Genomic DNA, 16,574 nt, shown 5'->3' on the forward strand with positions numbered 1-16,574 from the left:
GGGTATCTCCTTGCGAAAAAGGGCTCGACGCTGCTGGCGTTCAAGGCTTGCCGGCAGCATCACTGATGAGCCTCGTTCGCCGAGGCCTATGCAGATGACTACGCCGGCGCGCAGGGGTTCTGTTTTTTTGCAGGTTTAATGTGCGCGGGCCTGGGTGACCCGGTCCACGAGATACACCAAGCCGTGGTAATCGATGCCGCCATGCTGGCTCAAGCCTATTTCGCACGTACGGCTGGTGGAGATGCCTTCGCTGCAATATTGCACCGCGTCCTTGAGCGATCGCAGTGAGTGGGCATTGAGTTCCGGCGTGGTGAAGCCTTTGTCGCCGGCAAATCCGCAGCAGTGGATGCCTTCCGGGATCACCACGGTTTTGGCGCAGCGCCGCGCGAGTTCAATCAATGCCTGGCTCTCGCCCAGGTGTTGAGTGCTACAGGTGACGTGTACCGCAATAGGGGCTTCCTGAGGCGTGAAGTCGAGGCGGTCCATCAAGTGAGTGCGGATAAAGCGCACCGGGTCGTAGAGGTCCAGGCGCGTTTCGCCGAGGTCTTGTACCAGTCGCAGGGTGCAGGGGCTGGTGTCGCAGTAGATCGGGTCGAGGCCGCCACGACTGGCGTGGAGCAGGGCACCGATCAGTTCCTGACGCTTGTGCTCGGCCTGTTCGGCGTAGCCTTTGGAGGCGAAGGGCTGGCCGCAGCACAGGTTGTCCTGGTTGTCGGGGAAGACCACTTGGTAGCCGGCTTTTTCCAGCAGGCCACGGGTTTTGTCGTACAGCGACATCTGCTCTTTATCACCTGCTGCCGGGCCCATGGCGCGTGAGACACAGGCCGCCAGGTAGACCACACGCGGGCGCGTGTCCGTCACCGCCGGGCTGAAGCGAATGGCTTTTTCCGGCTGCGGCATGGCGTTGCTCCACTGCGGGATTTGCCCTTTGGACAGCTGAGTCAGTGTGGCTGACAGCTTGGCCAGGCGCGGCGCGCCCAAGAGCATCCGTGCACCGTTGGCGACGTGCAGGGTGAAGCGCGCACCTTGCATCGCCGTGGCGAAATGGCTGGCGAGCCAATCGGCTGTTTTCGTATGGTCAGCATTGCGTGCGCGGAGCTTTTTCACCAGGTCGCCGGTATTGATGCCTACGGGGCAGCGTTGGGCGCATAACCCGGTGGCGGCGCAGGTATCGATGCCTTGGTAGTGATAGGCCGCTTCCAGTTCGGTGGTATCGACGCCCGCACGTTTCTTCGCCTGGATGTCGCGCCAGATCACAATGCGCTGGCGTGGGCTCAACGTCAGGCCTTTCGATGGGCACACCGGCTCGCAGAAGCCACATTCGATGCACTTATCCACAAGCTCGTCGGCGGCGGGCAGGGGTTTGAGGTGCTTGAGGTGGATTTGCGGGTCTTCGCTGAGCACCACGTCAGGGTTGAGAATGCCGTTGGGGTCGAGCAGGCGTTTGAGCTGCCACATCAACTGATACGCATCGCTGCCCCACTCCAGCTCAACGAACGGCGCCATGTTGCGGCCGGTGCCGTGTTCGGCTTTCAGCGAGCCGCCAAACTCCACGGCTACCAGTTGTGCGACGTCGTCCATGAACGCTTGATAGCGTGCGACTTCTTCGCTGCTATTGAAGCCTTGGGTGAACACAAAGTGCAGATTGCCTTCCAGGGCATGTCCGAAAAGGATGGCTTCATCGTAGTGATGTTTGTCGAACAGCGCGATCAAGCGGTTCACGCCGATGGCCAGTTGTTCGACCGGGAAGGTCACGTCTTCGATGATCACCGTGGTGCCGGTTTTACGCACCGCGCCAACGGCCGGGAAGGTGTCTTTGCGGATAGCCCACAGGCGAGCGTTTTCTACAGGGTCTTCGGTGAAGTCGACCTGCTTTTCCACAGGGAATGCGGCCAGGGACGCCATGATCAGTGCCAGTTGCTCATGCAGCAATGCCGGCGAAGCGGCGCGGGATTCAATCAGCAGTGCGCAGGCATTTTCCGATAGCTGCTGTACGAAAGCCGGCATGCCCGGTTTGTCCTGTACCGAGCGCATGCTGCGCCGGTCCAGCAACTCGACGGCCGACACCGGTTGCGTCTTGAGCACCGTCACCGCGTTGCAGCAGGTCTCGACGTCCGGGAACACAATCAGCGCCGATGCTTTGTTCGGGTGATCAATGACGGTGTCGTAGGTCACTGCGCTGATAAAGCCCAGGGTGCCTTCGGAACCCACCAGCAGATGGCTGAGGATATCCAATGGCTCATCGAAATCCACCAGTGCGTTGAGTGACAGGCCGGTGGTGTTTTTCAGACGGTATTTGTGGCGGATTTTTGCAGCCAGTTCAGCGTTTGCCCGCGTTTCGCGACCCAGTTTCGCCAGGCGCTCCAGCAGTGCGCCGTGCTGTTCGCGAAATGCAGCGACGCTGGCTGCATCTTCGGTATCCAGACGGCTGCCGTCCGCCAGTACCAAGCGGATACCTGCCAGGGTGTGATAGGTGTTTTGCGCGGTGCCGCAGCACATGCCGCTGGCATTGTTGGCGACAATGCCGCCAATTTTGCAGGCATTGATCGACGCCGGGTCCGGCCCGATCTTGCGCCCGAACGGTGCCAGCCAGGCATTGGCTTGTGCGCCGATCACGCCGGGTTGCAGGCGGATCTGCGTGCCTTGCGCGCGAATCTCGCGGCCGTTCCAATTGTCACCCAGTACGATCAGCACCGAATCGCTGATGGCTTGGCCGGACAAGCTGGTGCCCGCGGCGCGGAAGGTCACGGGGACACGGTCACGCTGGGCGAGTTGCAGCAGCGCCACCACTTCCTCTTCCGATTCCACGCGAATCACCAGCTGTGGGATCAGTCGGTAAAAACTGGCGTCGGTGCCGAAGGCGAGCGTGGAAAGTGGATCGTCGAAGCGACGATCTTTTGGGATCAGTTGTGCGGCGTCGCTCAGAAAAGCAGCAGGCAGGCTCATCGGTCCTCCAGAAATAGCAGACGCCGGAACCGTGTTCCGGCGTCGATTCTTACCCTATTGCGTGCAGGTCTCAGTGCACCAGCATACCGGTGAACCAGTAGGCCTGCGCCAGGGTGATCAGCCCGACGATGGTGGCGAAAAACAGGCTGTGCTTGAGGGTAAAGCGGAACAGGTCGGATTCCTTGCCTACCAGGCCGGTCGCGGCGCACGCCACGGCGATCGATTGCGGCGAGATCATTTTGCCGGTCACGCCGCCGCTGGTATTGGCGGCGACCAGCAGCACGTCATTAACGCCAATCTGGTGGGCGGTGGTGGCTTGCAGCGAGCTGAACAGGGCGTTGGACGACGTGTCGGAGCCTGTCAGGAAAACCCCCAGCCAGCCGAGGAATGGCGAGAAGAATGGGAAGGCTGCACCCGTGCCGGCCAGCACAAGTGCCATGGTCGAGGACATGCCCGAGTAGTTAGTGACGAAGGCGAAAGCCAGCACCATGCCGATGGACAGGATGGGCCAGCGCAATTCGTAGAAGGTTTCTTTTAAAGTGGTCAGACCAGTTTTTACGTCGATCTTGAGCACCAGCATCGAGATCAGCGCAGAGAAGAAAATCGCGGTGCCCGTTGCAGAGATCGGGTCCAGCTTGAATACCGCCGGAATCGCCGTCGGGTTGGCGACAATCGGGGCGACCTTGATGACCAATTGATCCAGGTGCGGGATCGCGAAGTTGAAGACCCAGCTGTACATCGAGCCGCCCGCAGCGAACATCGCTTTGAAGGGCTTGAGGGTCCAGAGGGTGACCAGTACGGTCAGAATCAGGAACGGCGACCACGCCTTGAATATTTGCCCCAAGCTGTAGGGCGAAGCGATGGTTTGACGCGGCTGGCCGAAACCGCCGACGCTGGCGGTGGCCGTAGCGCTGCCGGTGGCGCCAGCAATCTGTGCGCCGGCGGCGCGCTTGGGTTGCCAGACTTTCAAAAACAGGGTCAGGGCTACCAGGCTGACGAGTGCCGAGGTGATGTCCGGCAGTTCCGGGCCGATGAAGTTGGACGTGAAATATTGGGTGACGGCAAAGCTCAAGCCTGCCACCAAAGCCGCCGGCCAGGTTTCGCGAACGCCGCGCAGGCCGTCCATCATGAACACCAGCCAGAACGGTACAAACAGCGACAGCAGCGGCAGTTGGCGGCCGGCCATGGCGCCGATTTTGAAGGAATCAATACCGGTCACTTGCCCTGCGACGATGATTGGAATGCCCAAGGCGCCAAAGGCGACCGGCGCGGTGTTGGCGATCAGGCACAAGCCGGCGGCGTACAGCGGGTTGAAGCCCAGGCCGACCAGCAGTGCGGCAGTAATCGCCACGGGGGCGCCGAAACCGGCCGCACCTTCAAGGAAGGCGCCAAAGCAGAAACCGATCAGCAGCACCTGAAGGCGCTGGTCGTCGGTGATCGACAGGACCGAGCTGCGGATGATTTCAAACTGGCCGCTTTTCACGGTCAGTTTGTAGAGGAAAACCGCGGCGACGATGATCCATGCGATCGGCCACAGGCCGTAGGCAAAACCATAACCGGCGGCGGCCAGCGCCATGTCGACCGGCATCTTGAAAGCGAAGATTGCCACCAGGATCGACAATGCCAGGGTAATGCTCCCGGCGACGTGGCCTTTGAGGCGAAACACGGCCAGGGCGAGGAAGAAGAATACGATCGGAATAACTGCGGCCAGTGCGGACAGGCCGAGGCTGCCGAGCGGGCTGTAGAGCTGTTGCCAGGTTTGCATATGGGGTGGCCCCTAATTGTTGTTGGTCAGGCACTGTTTAGTCAGCTTGGATAATTGGTAAGACCAATTTACAGCCGCTGTTGGCTAGAGTAAAAGTGTTGGCGTGGCTGTGTCAATTTGCCGCTGACGAAACTTTGGTCGTAGCGACGTGGCCGGGGTGGTCTGCTCTGGTTTATCGAAGGCGTTCTGATAGGTGCCGCAAGCGCGGCGATAGGCCAGAATAGAGGCCCCGGCGAGTGGTCGGGATTGTGGAGAATGAGTTATGGGGTTTGATCAGGTGCGTCAGCGCCGTTTGTCTGACGATATTGTCGAGCAGCTTGAGGGCATGATCCTCGAGGGCACGCTGAAGTCGGGCGAGCGCTTGCCGGCCGAGCGCGCTTTGGCTGAGCAGTTTGGCGTGTCGCGCCCGTCGTTGCGTGAGGCGATTCAGAAGCTGGCGGCCAAGGGGTTGTTGGTCAGTCGTCAGGGCGGCGGTAATTATGTAGCGGACTCTCTGGGGTCCACTTTCAGTGATCCGCTGCTGCACCTGCTGGAAAATAACCCGGAGGCTCAGCGTGATCTGCTCGAGTTTCGGCAAACCCTCGAAGCGTCCTGTGCTTATTACGCGGCGTTGCGGGCTACCGAAGTCGATCGCGAGCGGCTGACGTCGGCTTTTGAAGCGTTACAGGATTGCTATACGCGTGTTGATGAGGTCAGCCGAGTGGAGGAGGGCGCGGCGGATGCGCGGTTTCACTTGGCCATCGCTGAGGCCAGTCATAACGCGGTGCTGCTGCACACCATTCGCGGGCTGTTTGATCTGCTCAAGCGTAACGTGGTGACCAACATCGGCGGCATGTACCAGCAGCGTACGGAGACCCGTGACATGCTGATCAGTCAGCATCGGGATTTGTACCTGGCAATTATCGAGGGGCGTGCCGAGCAGGCGCGGGAAGTCTCAACACGTCACCTGTTGTACGTGCAGGAAGTGTTGGAAGAGGTGCGTCAGGAAGTTCAGCGGGTGGCTCGGGCGGAGCGACGTAAAGGCATGTAGCCCGGGGTGAATCACCCAAGGCTACAGTGTCACAAGGATTACTCTTCCTTGCCCTTGTTGCGCACGGCGCGGTGCAACTCACGGTTGGAGTCGCGTTCGCGCTCAGTGTCGCGCTTGTCGTATTCCTTCTTGCCCTTGCCGAGCGCGATCTCGCACTTGACCAGGTGCTTGCTCCAGTACCAGGACAGGCAGATGCAGGCATAGCCTTTCTGCTGTACGGCGGCAGCGAGTTTTTCCAGTTCGCGGGCGTTGAGCAATAGCTTGCGCGTGCGCACCGGGTCGGCGATTACGTGGGTGCTCGCGGTCGTCAGCGGGGTGATATGGCTGCCCAGCAGCCATGCCTCGCCATCCTTGAGCAATACGTAGCTGTCGACCAGTTGCAGCTTGCTGGCACGCAGACTCTTTACTTCCCAGCCGGCCAGGACCAGACCAGCCTCGAACCGATGTTCGATGAAGTAATCGTGTCGCGCCTTTTTATTTTGCGCGATGGTCCCTGTAGGGTGTTTCTTTTGTTTAGCCATAGGGGCGGCATTATAGGGAGTTGCGAGCGTGTCGGCTACGGTCAACCTGCGTGCTTGAGCGTGTTGGACGAATCCCGGACAATACGGGCAGTTCTTAGGTTTTTTTCTCTCGCGGATCGGGCTGTTTTTTCGCGATGTTTGCTTCAGCAGTGGAAATAACGCTCACATGACGACGCACATTCAACGTTCGGCCTTACTGCCTTATCCGGCGCAGGCGCTCTATGACCTGGTCAACGACGTTGCGCGTTACCCGGAATTCCTGCCTTGGTGCTCCACCGCCGAGGTGCTGGAAAACAGTGATGAGCACATGGTTGCCAGTGTTGGGGTGGCCAAGGGCGGTCTTAGCCAGCATTTTGTTACGCGCAATGTGTTGGTGCCTGGGAAATCCATTGAAATGAATCTGCAGGAAGGGCCATTCACCCAGTTGCACGGGGTGTGGGTGTTCAAGGCGCTGACCGATAAGGCCTGCAAGATCAGCCTCGACCTGTCATTTGATTATGCGGGCCCAATTGTGCGCGCCACATTGGGGCCATTGTTCAACCAGGCGGCCAACACGCTGGTGGATGCATTCTGCCAGCGGGCCAAGGAACTGCATGGTTGAGATTGAAGTGGTGTATGCCGCCGAGGATCGCCAGGTCTTGTTGGCGGTGACGGTGCCTGCGGGCACCAGCCTGAGGGCGGCGGTGCAGGCATCGGGAATTGCAGCGCAATTTCCGGGGTTGGTGGTGGCTGATTGTCCTTTGGGGATTTTTGGCAAGGTGGTTGCGGACGCGGATGCGCAAGCTGTGCAGCCGGGTGATCGCATTGAGATTTACCGGCCGTTGCTGGCAGACCCCAAGGAAGTGCGCAGGCTGCGCGCGGCGAAGGCCGCGATGGCCAGGCAACAAAGTTCGTAACGCTGCCAATCGACAGGCAACAAAAAAGCCCGGCATGCCGGGCTTTTTGTTGTGCGCCGCAAAATTATTGCGGGGCGGTGTCCAGAGGCTGTGGCGTCGGGACCGGAACGGTTTGCACGCCGTCCACGTCCTTCTGGATCTGATCCAGCAAGGAACCTGGCTTGGCCGGCACCTCGGATTTCGGCTTCTCTGCTTCCTGCGCGGGCGCAGTCACATTGGTGCCGTTGTCCTTGCCCAGCAAGGCTTCATCACGGCTTACGCCGGGCATGAAGTCACCGGACAGGCTGACAAGCTGGTCATTGCCATTGAAAATGACACTGACGCGTTCCTGCTGGCGCTCACCGCCACCTGGCTGGATGCTGTAGAGATAATCCCAGCGATCGGCATGAAAAGTGTCGGTCAGCAGGGGGTTGCCCATGATAAACCGTACTTGCCGTCGGGTCATTCCCGGACGTAACTGGTCTATCATGTCCTGCGTGACGACATTGCCCTGCTGGATGTCGATTTTGTAAACCCCGGGGAATGAACAACCGGCGAGTGCGAGCAGTCCCACAAGGGTGAAACTGGTTAGCAAGAGCTTGGTGTTTTGCATCGGTGGGCGACTTCCACTATCTTGGCTGGGACAACGTAAACGCCGATCATACCCGTATTAAGAGAAGCTGCGAAGCAGCATCCGCGAGAAAGCTAACCATGGTTGAAAATAGCGAACTACGCAAAGCCGGTCTTAAAGTGACTCTGCCACGAGTCAAGATTCTACAAATGCTCGATTCTGCTGAGCAGCGCCACATGAGTGCCGAAGATGTTTACAAGGCGCTGATGGAGTCTAACGAGGACGTTGGCCTGGCCACGGTTTACCGTGTGCTGACCCAGTTTGAAGCCGCAGGGCTGGTGGTTCGTCATAATTTCGACGGCGGTCATGCGGTGTTCGAATTGGCTGACGGCGGTCATCACGACCACATGGTTGACCTGGATACCAATGAGGTTATCGAGTTCACCAGTCCGGAAATCGAGAAGCTCCAGCACACCATCGCTGAGCAGCATGGGTTCGATTTGGTGGACCATAATCTGGTGCTGTACATCCGTAAGAAAAAGTAAAAATCGACGCAGATTTGTTCTGCGAAACGATAGAAGGCGACCCTGGGGTCGCCTTCGTGCTTTCTATAAGAGAGAAAAACTGCGAAAAAAGCCCGGCTCAGGCCTTGCTAGCCACGACCATTTTTTTCGCGTGGGCCAGGGACTCCTTGGTCAGGTCGATACCGCCCAGCATTCGCGCCACTTCTTCTACGCGTTCCGACTTGTTCAGCTTGGACACCGCCGTGTGCGTCGCATCGCTGCCTCTTACTTTATGCACAAACAAATGCTGATGCCCTTGCGCAGCCACTTGCGGCAAGTGCGTCACCGTGAGTACCTGGCCGCGATCCCCTAGTCGGCGCAACAATTGGCCAACAATCTCCGCGGTCGGCCCGCCAATACCAACGTCCACTTCATCGAATACCAATGTGGGTACTCGTGATGTCTGGGCGGTAATCACCTGGATGGCCAGGCTGATCCGTGACAGTTCGCCACCGGACGCCACTTTCGCCAGTGCCTTGAGCGGCTGCCCAGGGTTGGCACTCACCAGCAGTTCCACCTGCTCCAGGCCGTGAGGTTGCAGCTCATTGCTGGTGTTGGTGTGCAGTTCGATGGTAAAGCGCCCGCCAGGCATGCCAAGGCGCTGAATTTCCTGCTCCACGGCGCTGGCCAGGCTTGTGGCTGCTTGCTGGCGCAGGTCGCTCAGCTCGCGGGCTTTCTCTTGGTAATGTCGGGCGAAAGAGGCAAGTTCGTCGCCCAGTCGCTCAATGGATTCATCGTTGGCGTTAAGGGTTTCAATTTCATCCAGCAACTTTTGCTGCATCGTCGCCACTTCGGTCGGCTGAATGCGATGTTTGCGTGCCAGGGTGTAGATGGTATCCAGGCGCTCCTCTATTTCCTGCAAGCGGGCTGGGTCGGCATCGAAGTGGTCGAGAAAGCGATTGAGCTCTCCCACGGCTTCTTCAACCTGGATCTGTGCGCTGGTCAGTAACGTGGTGGCCTCGTTCAGCGAGCCGGACGCATTGTTCACGCTGGACAGGCGATTGAGGCTGGCGGTCAGTGCATTGAGCACGTTGCCGGAATCGCTTTCGCTGCATTGCTCCACCACTTGCCGGCAGATACCCAGCAGGGTTTCGGCGTTGGTCAGGTTCTTGTGTTCCTGTTCCAGCTGTTCCAGCTCGGTTTCGCCCAGGCCCAGGCTTTCGAGCTCTTCGAGCTGATAGCTGAGCAACTGGTGGCGAGCGCGTTGCTCGTCGCCGGAGTTGGAGAGTCGCTCCAGCTCCTGGCGCGTCTGTCTCCAGCGCTGGGCGGCAAGTTGTACTTGTCGGGCCAGATCGGTGGCGCCTGCGTATTCGTCGAGCAGGCGGCGATGGGTGTCGGTTTTCAGCAGGGATTGGTGTTCATGCTGGCTATGGATATCGATCAGCAGCTCGCCCAGGGCTTTCAAGTCGCCAAGGGGGCAGGGCGTGCCATTGATGTAGCCGCGTGAGCGTCCTTCTGCCGTGATGACTCGGCGCAGGATGCAGGGGCCTTCATTATTAAGGTCGCGCTCGGCCAGCCAGGCTTCGGCTTCGGGAATGTCTGCCAGGTCAAAGGTGGCCAGGATATCGGCCTTGTCGGCGCCTGGGCGCACCACGCCGCTATCGGCACGGTCGCCAAGGGTCAGGCCCAGGGCGTCGAGCATGATCGATTTGCCGGCGCCGGTTTCGCCTGTGATTACGCTCATCCCGCGATCCAGTTCGAGATCCAGATGTTCAACGATGGCGTAGTTATGTACGGACAGGTGCACGAGCATGACGGCCGCTCCCAGGCTTTAGGTCTGGTTATTTATACAGTGTTTTGTTTGGGGCTGACAATCCTGTCACTTAGCTCGATTTGCTTGGTCGAGTTAATTTATTAGTGCAATTGGGAATGACGGCCCAGGAATTGATCTGGCTCAACGAAAGACTTTTGGAAACGCCTGAGCCCTTGAACCTGGAAATTGTGGCCCCATATACCGGAACAGAAGCGCGAGTTCAGTTCGCGCAGGATTTTGAAAGGAGAAATCTATGGCTGACGAACAGACGCAGGATACGCAAACTCCAGACGCCAATTCGGCTGCCGGGGATGAACTGGCAACTCGTGTGCAAGTGCTCGAAGAGCAATTGGCCGCTGCGCAGGATCAGTCTTTGCGTGTTGCTGCCGATCTGCAGAACGTCCGCCGCCGCGCCGAGCAGGATGTCGAAAAGGCTCACAAATTCGCGTTGGAAAAATTCGCCAATGACCTGCTGCCGATTATCGACAGCCTGGAGCGTGGCCTTGAGTTGTCCAACCCGGCCGACGAAAACATCCGCCCGATGCGCGAAGGGATCGAGCTTACCCTGAAAATGTTCCAGGACACCCTGAAGCGTTATCAGTTGGAGGCCATCGATCCGCAAGGCGGCGAGCCGTTCAATGCAGAGCATCACCAAGCCATGGCCATGCAGGAAAGCCATGATCTTGAGCCGAACAGCGTATTGAAAGTGTTCCAGAAGGGTTACCAGCTCAACGGTCGCTTGTTGCGCCCGGCAATGGTGGTGGTGAGCAAGGCTCCTGCACCTGTTGCACCTTCTATTGATGAGCAGGCTTGAAATCCGCCGCAAGGCCCCCATTTATAAGTCAAGCGTTTAAGTGCTACCGCAGTTAGCCACCACTGCTGCGGCAACCAAATTCATGTTTCGGGAGAGTAAATCATGGGCAAAATTATCGGTATCGACCTGGGGACTACCAACTCCTGTGTCTCCGTGCTGGAAAACGGCGTTGCTAAAGTTATCGAAAACGCCGAAGGCGCGCGTACCACGCCGTCGATCATTGCTTACGCCAACGACGGTGAAATCCTCGTCGGTCAGTCGGCCAAGCGTCAGGCTGTGACCAATCCGCACAACACCCTGTATGCGGTGAAGCGTCTGATCGGTCGTAAGTTCGACGAAGAAGTCGTACAGAAAGACATCAAGATGGTCCCTTACAAAATCGCCAAGGCTGACAACGGTGACGCCTGGGTTGAAGTAAACGGCCAGAAAATGTCGCCGCCGCAAATCTCGGCTGAAATCTTGAAAAAGATGAAGAAAACCGCCGAAGACTACCTCGGTGAGACAGTGACCGAAGCGGTGATTACCGTTCCGGCCTACTTCAACGACAGCCAGCGTCAGGCGACCAAAGACGCCGGCCGCATCGCGGGTCTGGACGTAAAACGGATCATCAACGAACCGACCGCAGCTGCGCTGGCTTACGGCATGGACAAGGCCAAGGGCGACCACACCGTGATCGTTTACGACCTGGGTGGCGGTACGTTTGACGTCTCCGTGATCGAGATCGCTGAAGTTGACGGCGAGCACCAGTTTGAAGTGTTGGCCACCAACGGCGACACCTTCCTGGGTGGTGAAGACTTTGACATTCGTTTGATCGACTACCTCGTTGACGAATTCAAGAAAGAAAGCGGCATGAACCTCAAGGGTGACCCGCTGGCGATGCAGCGCCTGAAAGAAGCCGCCGAGAAAGCCAAGATCGAGCTGTCTTCCGCTCAGTCGACCGACGTTAACCTGCCGTACATCACTGCAGACGCTACCGGTCCTAAGCACTTGAACGTGAAAATCTCGCGTTCCAAGCTGGAAGCGCTGGTTGAAGACCTGGTTCAACGCACCATCGAGCCTTGCCGCATCGCGCTGAAAGACTCGGGCATCGACGTTGGCTCGATCAACGACGTGATCCTGGTCGGCGGTCAGACCCGTATGCCGCTGGTTCAGAAACTGGTCACCGAGTTCTTCGGTAAAGAAGCACGTAAAGACGTGAACCCGGACGAAGCCGTTGCCATGGGTGCTGCTATCCAGGGTGCGGTACTGGCCGGCGACGTGAAAGACGTGCTGCTGCTGGACGTCAGCCCGCTGACCCTGGGTATCGAAACCATGGGTGGCGTGATGACCGCGCTGATCGAGAAAAACACCACGATTCCTACCAAGAAATCGCAAGTGTTCTCGACTGCCGACGACAACCAGGGCGCTGTGACCATTCACGTGCTGCAAGGTGAGCGTAAACAAGCCGCTCAGAACAAGTCCTTGGGCAAGTTCGACCTGGCTGAGATTCCACCAGCACCACGTGGCGTGCCACAAATTGAAGTGACCTTCGACATCGATGCCAACGGCATTCTGCACGTAGGCGCTAAAGACAAGGCCACCGGCAAAGAGCAGAAGATCACCATCAAGGCCAACTCCGGTCTGTCTGATGAAGAAATTCAACAGATGATTCGTGATGCTGAAACCAATGCTGAAGCTGACAAGAAGTTTGAAGAGCTGGCCGGCGCCCGTAACCAGGGTGACGCACTGGTTCACTCGACGCGCAAAATGATCGCTGAAGCTGGCGATAAAGTGACCGCCGAAGAGAAAACTGCAATCGAAGCCGCGTTGGTTGCCCTGGAAGCCGCTGTTAAAGGCGACGACAAGGCTGCCATCGAAGCCAAGGTTGAGGAGCTGTCGAAAGTCTCCGCGCCAGTCGCTCAGAAAATGTACGCCGAGCAAGGCCAGCCGGCAGAAGGTGCTGCGCAACACGCAGAGCCTGAAGCCAAGCACGATGACGTTGTCGATGCCGAGTTCGAAGAAGTCAAAGACCACAAGTAAGTTGGTCGCCCGGTTGACCGCTATCAAGCGGTGACTGGTAGGATGTCGCCGCGCGGGAGCTTGCTCCCGCGTTGGCGTGTCTGGGGTATGCGAATTTTTACAACATGCGACAAGGCTCGGATGTTGGCGGTGTGACTGGGAATGCTCCTGCTTTCCGGGCGACAATCACCGCGTTTTTGGCCGGGTCCCTGGCTGAAAGCAGTAATGACCAGGATCGTTGAATTGACGTGAGTTGGGTCCGGGCCTGTATTGGGGCTCAACGAGTTTGGCAAGGCTCAGGAGGGTCTGGCCGAACGTCCTTAAGAGTGCAAAGACTTATGGCAAAGCGTGACTATTACGAAGTATTGGGTGTGGAGCGCGGTTCCAGCGAGGCGGACCTGAAAAAGGCTTACCGTCGCCTGGCGATGAAGCACCACCCGGACCGTAATCCGGATAGCAAAGAATCCGAAGAGATGTTCAAAGAGGCCAACGAGGCCTACGAATGCCTGTCTGATCCCAACAAGCGTGCGGCCTACGACCAGTATGGCCATGCCGGTGTCGACCCAAGCATGGGCGGCGGCGGTGCCGGTTTTGGTGGTCAGAACTTCTCCGATATTTTCGGTGATGTGTTCAGCGACTTCTTTGGTGGCGGCCGTGGCGGCCAGCGTGGCGGTGCCCAGCGTGGCAGCGACTTGCGTTACACCCTGGAGCTGAATCTGGAGGAGGCCGTACGCGGCACCACCGTCAATATCCGTGTGCCGACGCTGGTCAATTGCAAGCCGTGCGACGGTTCGGGTGCCAAGAAAGGCTCCTCGCCTATCACTTGCCCGACCTGCGGCGGTATCGGCCAGGTGCGCATGCAGCAGGGCTTCTTCTCGGTGCAGCAGACCTGCCCGCGTTGCCATGGCCAGGGCAAGATCATTTCTGACCCGTGCGATTCCTGCCACGGCGAAGGCCGTGTCGAAGAGTACAAGACCCTCTCGGTGAAGGTGCCGGCGGGTGTGGACACAGGTGATCGCATTCGTCTGTCGGGCGAGGGTGAGGCGGGTACGCAGGGTGGCCCAACAGGCGACCTGTATGTGGTGATCAATGTGCGCGAGCACTCGATCTTCCAGCGTGATGGCAAGCACCTGTTCTGCGAAGTGCCGATCAGCTTTGTCGACGCTGCATTGGGGGGTGAGCTGGAGATCCCGACGCTTGATGGTCGCGTCAAGCTGAAGATTCCTGAGGGGACGCAGACCGGCAAGCAGTTCCGTATTCGTGGCAAAGGCGTTGCGCCGGTGCGCGGTGGCGGTGCGGGTGACCTGATGTGCCGTGTGGCTGTGGAGACGCCGGTTAATCTGGGTCGTCGTCAGCGTGAATTGCTTGAAGAGTTCCGCAGCTCGTTGGAAGGTGATGACTCCCATTCACCGAAAACCACGGGCTTTTTCGATGGCGTGAAGCGCTTCTTCGGCGACCTGTAAGGAAGTGAATATGCGACGTATAGCCGTAATGGGCGCTGCCGGGCGCATGGGCAAAACGCTGGTTGAGGCGGTGCAGCAGCGCTCGCCGGCTTGCGGGTTGACCGCGGCGATTGTTCGTCCCGGCAGCACGTTGTTGGGGGCGGATGCCGGTGAGCTGGCCTCGCTGGGGCGCATTGGCGTTTCGCTGGCCGGTAATCTGGAGGCGGTGGCTGACGAATTCGACGTGCTCATCGACTTCACTCTGCCAGAGGTCATGCTGAAAAACCTGGCGTTCTGCCGCAAGGCGGGTAAGGCCATGGTGATCGGCACGACCGGGCTGAGTGCCGAGCAGAAGCAGTTGTTGGTGGAGGCGGGCAAGGATATTCCGGTTGTCTTCGCTGCCAACTTCAGTGTCGGTGTGAACCTGTCGCTCAAGCTGCTCGATATGGCCGCTCGTGTGCTGGGTGACGAGGCGGATATCGAGATCATCGAGACGCATCACCGCCACAAGATCGATGCGCCGTCGGGGACCGCGCTGCGCATGGGCGAGGCAATCGCTGATGCGCTGGGGCGTGACCTGTCGAAAGTTGCTGTTTACGGGCGTGAAGGCCATACCGGTGCGCGTGCGCGTGACACCATTGGCTTTGCCACCGTTCGCGGCGGTGATGTGGTCGGTGATCACACCGTGCTGTTTGCTACCGAAGGCGAGCGCTTGGAAATCACCCACAAAGCCTCCAGTCGCATGACGTTTGCCAAGGGCGCCGTACGTGCTGCGCTCTGGTTGGAAGGCCGCGAGCCTGGTCTGTATGACATGCGCGATGTGCTGGATCTGCACTAATCAGTAGCTAAAACGGGGCCTCAGGATTATCCTGAGGCCCCGTTTTTAACCGCTAAGCGACGTCCTGTCGCATTCCCCTGCCTTTAAGGCTCATTAGCGGTGGACCAAAAAAGCCTTTTTCTGTAAGCTACAGCTTTAGTGTGTCCACTAAAAGCGCGCAGAATAATTCAGTGAAGAAGCGGGGTGACGTGTCCATACGTCACTCCGCTTTTTTACAACCTGCGATCGCCCTTTCAGGCTTTATTTACGGGAGGTCTTCTTGACTAAGCCAGCCATACTCGCCCTTGCTGATGGCAGCATTTTTCGCGGCGAAGCCATTGGAGCCGACGGTCAAACCGTTGGAGAGGTGGTGTTTAACACTGCCATGACCGGCTATCAGGAAATCCTTACCGATCCTTCCTACGCCCAACAGATCGTTACCCTGACTTATCCGCACATCGGCAACACCGGTACTACACCGGAAGACGTCGAGTCTGATCGTGTCTGGTCGGCCGGTCTGGTGATTCGTGACCTGCCACTGGTTGCGAGCAACTGGCGTAATACGATGTCGCTGTCCGATTACCTGAAAGCCAACAACGTTGTGGCGATCGCCGGTATCGATACGCGCCGCCTGACACGCATCCTGCGTGAAAAAGGCTCGCAGAACGGCTGCATCATGGTCGGTGACAATATTTCCGAAGAGGCGGCGATTGCCGCAGCGCAAGGTTTCCCTGGCCTGAAAGGCATGGACCTGGCGAAAGTTGTCAGCGTGAAAGAGAAGTACGAGTGGCGCTCCACTGTCTGGGACCTGAAGACCGACAGCCACGCGACCATCGAAGCCTCCGAGCTGCCGTACCACGTTGTGGCTTACGACTACGGCGTCAAGTACAACATCCTGCGCATGTTGGTAGCGCGCGGTTGCCGCGTTACTGTGGTGCCGGCGCAAACCCCGGCCAGCGACGTACTGGCCATGCAGCCGGACGGTGTGTTCCTGTCCAACGGCCCGGGCGACCCTGAGCCATGCGACTACGCCATCAAGGCAATCAAGGAAGTGCTGGAAACCGAGATTCCGGTGTTCGGCATCTGCCTCGGTCACCAGCTGCTGGCCCTGGCCTCCGGTGCCAAGACCCTCAAAATGGGTCATGGCCACCACGGCGCCAACCACCCTGTGCAAGACCTGGACACTGGCGTTGTAATGATCACCAGCCAGAACCACGGCTTTGCGGTGGATGAAGCGACCTTGCCGGGCAATGTCCGTGCGATTCACAAGTCGCTGTTCGACGGCTCCCTGCAAGGCATCGAGCGCACCGACAAGAGCGCGTTCAGCTTCCAGGGCCACCCTGAAGCAAGCCCGGGCCCGAACGACGTAGCGCCGCTGTTCGACCGTTTCATCAATGAGATGGCCAAGCGACGCTGACTGAGTGGCTTGCGGGCGGCCCCGAATGCCGGTGGCCCCCGCAAGCTCTTCAAAGATTGTTC

The 16,574-nt window shown here is 58.7% G+C and carries 14 protein-coding genes; 9 read left to right on the forward strand and 5 right to left on the reverse strand.

The window, feature by feature from the left end; translation table 11 throughout:
• Nucleotides 1–135: 135 nt before the first annotated feature.
• Together JFT85_RS20190 and JFT85_RS20195 are read right to left on the reverse strand one after the other, a co-directional pair.
• Nucleotides 136–2,946, reverse strand: a complete 2,811-nt coding sequence (locus tag JFT85_RS20190; RefSeq protein WP_201230333.1) for an FAD-binding and (Fe-S)-binding domain-containing protein — start codon at nt 2,944–2,946, stop codon at nt 136–138.
• 70 nt (nt 2,947–3,016) lie between these two features.
• Nucleotides 3,017–4,711, reverse strand: a complete 1,695-nt coding sequence (locus tag JFT85_RS20195; RefSeq protein WP_053258090.1) for a lactate permease LctP family transporter — start codon at nt 4,709–4,711, stop codon at nt 3,017–3,019.
• A gap of 262 nt (nt 4,712–4,973) precedes the next feature.
• Between JFT85_RS20195 and JFT85_RS20200 the strand changes: the two genes are divergently transcribed.
• Nucleotides 4,974–5,741 carry a GntR family transcriptional regulator gene (locus tag JFT85_RS20200; RefSeq protein WP_053258089.1) on the forward strand — a complete coding sequence of 256 codons (768 nt, stop codon included), beginning with the start codon at nt 4,974–4,976 and terminating at the stop codon, nt 5,739–5,741.
• Nucleotides 5,742–5,779: 38 nt separating this feature from the next.
• Here the strand turns inward: JFT85_RS20200 and smpB are convergent, their stop codons facing one another.
• Nucleotides 5,780–6,262, reverse strand: a complete 483-nt coding sequence (gene smpB / locus JFT85_RS20205) for an SsrA-binding protein SmpB (protein ID WP_003176160.1) — start codon at nt 6,260–6,262, stop codon at nt 5,780–5,782.
• Between the two features lie 166 nt (nt 6,263–6,428).
• On the opposite strand from smpB, the gene JFT85_RS20210 reads away from it, so the two are divergent.
• Together JFT85_RS20210 and JFT85_RS20215 are read left to right on the forward strand one after the other, a co-directional pair.
• On the forward strand, nt 6,429–6,863 hold the full coding sequence (locus tag JFT85_RS20210) for a type II toxin-antitoxin system RatA family toxin (protein WP_053258088.1): 435 nt from the start codon (nt 6,429–6,431) through the stop codon (nt 6,861–6,863).
• Complete coding sequence (locus JFT85_RS20215; protein WP_053258087.1) at nt 6,856–7,158, forward strand: RnfH family protein; 303 nt, start codon at nt 6,856–6,858, stop codon at nt 7,156–7,158. The genes JFT85_RS20210 and JFT85_RS20215 overlap by 8 nt, the downstream gene beginning before the upstream one ends.
• A 64-nt stretch (nt 7,159–7,222) precedes the next feature.
• On the opposite strand, the gene JFT85_RS20220 is transcribed toward JFT85_RS20215, so the two are convergent.
• Nucleotides 7,223–7,750, reverse strand: a complete 528-nt coding sequence (locus tag JFT85_RS20220) for an outer membrane protein assembly factor BamE (RefSeq protein ID WP_053258086.1) — start codon at nt 7,748–7,750, stop codon at nt 7,223–7,225.
• Between the two features lie 98 nt (nt 7,751–7,848).
• Here JFT85_RS20220 and fur point away from each other — a divergent pair, with 98 nt between their 5' ends.
• The gene (gene fur, locus JFT85_RS20225; protein WP_053258085.1) at nt 7,849–8,253 is read left to right on the forward strand and encodes a ferric iron uptake transcriptional regulator; all 405 of its coding nucleotides are present in this window, start codon (nt 7,849–7,851) and stop codon (nt 8,251–8,253) included.
• A 97-nt stretch (nt 8,254–8,350) separates the two neighbouring features.
• Here fur and recN read toward each other — a convergent pair whose 3' ends face one another.
• Complete coding sequence (gene recN / locus JFT85_RS20230) at nt 8,351–10,024, reverse strand: DNA repair protein RecN (RefSeq protein ID WP_053258084.1); 1,674 nt, start codon at nt 10,022–10,024, stop codon at nt 8,351–8,353.
• Between the two features lie 253 nt (nt 10,025–10,277).
• Here recN and grpE point away from each other — a divergent pair, with 253 nt between their 5' ends.
• From grpE to carA, 5 genes are all read left to right on the forward strand, one after another.
• Complete coding sequence (gene grpE, locus JFT85_RS20235) at nt 10,278–10,838, forward strand: nucleotide exchange factor GrpE (RefSeq protein ID WP_053258083.1); 561 nt, start codon at nt 10,278–10,280, stop codon at nt 10,836–10,838.
• A gap of 102 nt (nt 10,839–10,940) precedes the next feature.
• A complete protein-coding gene (gene dnaK / locus JFT85_RS20240) occupies nt 10,941–12,857 on the forward strand; it encodes a molecular chaperone DnaK (protein WP_053258082.1) in 1,917 nt (638 codons plus the stop codon).
• Between the two features lie 317 nt (nt 12,858–13,174).
• Complete coding sequence (gene dnaJ, locus JFT85_RS20245) at nt 13,175–14,299, forward strand: molecular chaperone DnaJ (RefSeq protein ID WP_053258081.1); 1,125 nt, start codon at nt 13,175–13,177, stop codon at nt 14,297–14,299.
• A gap of 10 nt (nt 14,300–14,309) precedes the next feature.
• Nucleotides 14,310–15,116, forward strand: coding sequence for a 4-hydroxy-tetrahydrodipicolinate reductase (gene dapB, locus JFT85_RS20250; protein ID WP_053258080.1), 807 nt, complete (start codon nt 14,310–14,312; stop codon nt 15,114–15,116).
• A gap of 259 nt (nt 15,117–15,375) precedes the next feature.
• Complete coding sequence (gene carA / locus JFT85_RS20255) at nt 15,376–16,512, forward strand: glutamine-hydrolyzing carbamoyl-phosphate synthase small subunit (RefSeq protein ID WP_053258079.1); 1,137 nt, start codon at nt 15,376–15,378, stop codon at nt 16,510–16,512.
• Nucleotides 16,513–16,574 lie beyond the last annotated feature (62 nt).

This window comes from Pseudomonas sp. TH04, from assembly GCF_016651355.1.
GTDB classification, from domain to species: domain Bacteria; phylum Pseudomonadota; class Gammaproteobacteria; order Pseudomonadales; family Pseudomonadaceae; genus Aquipseudomonas; species Aquipseudomonas fluorescens.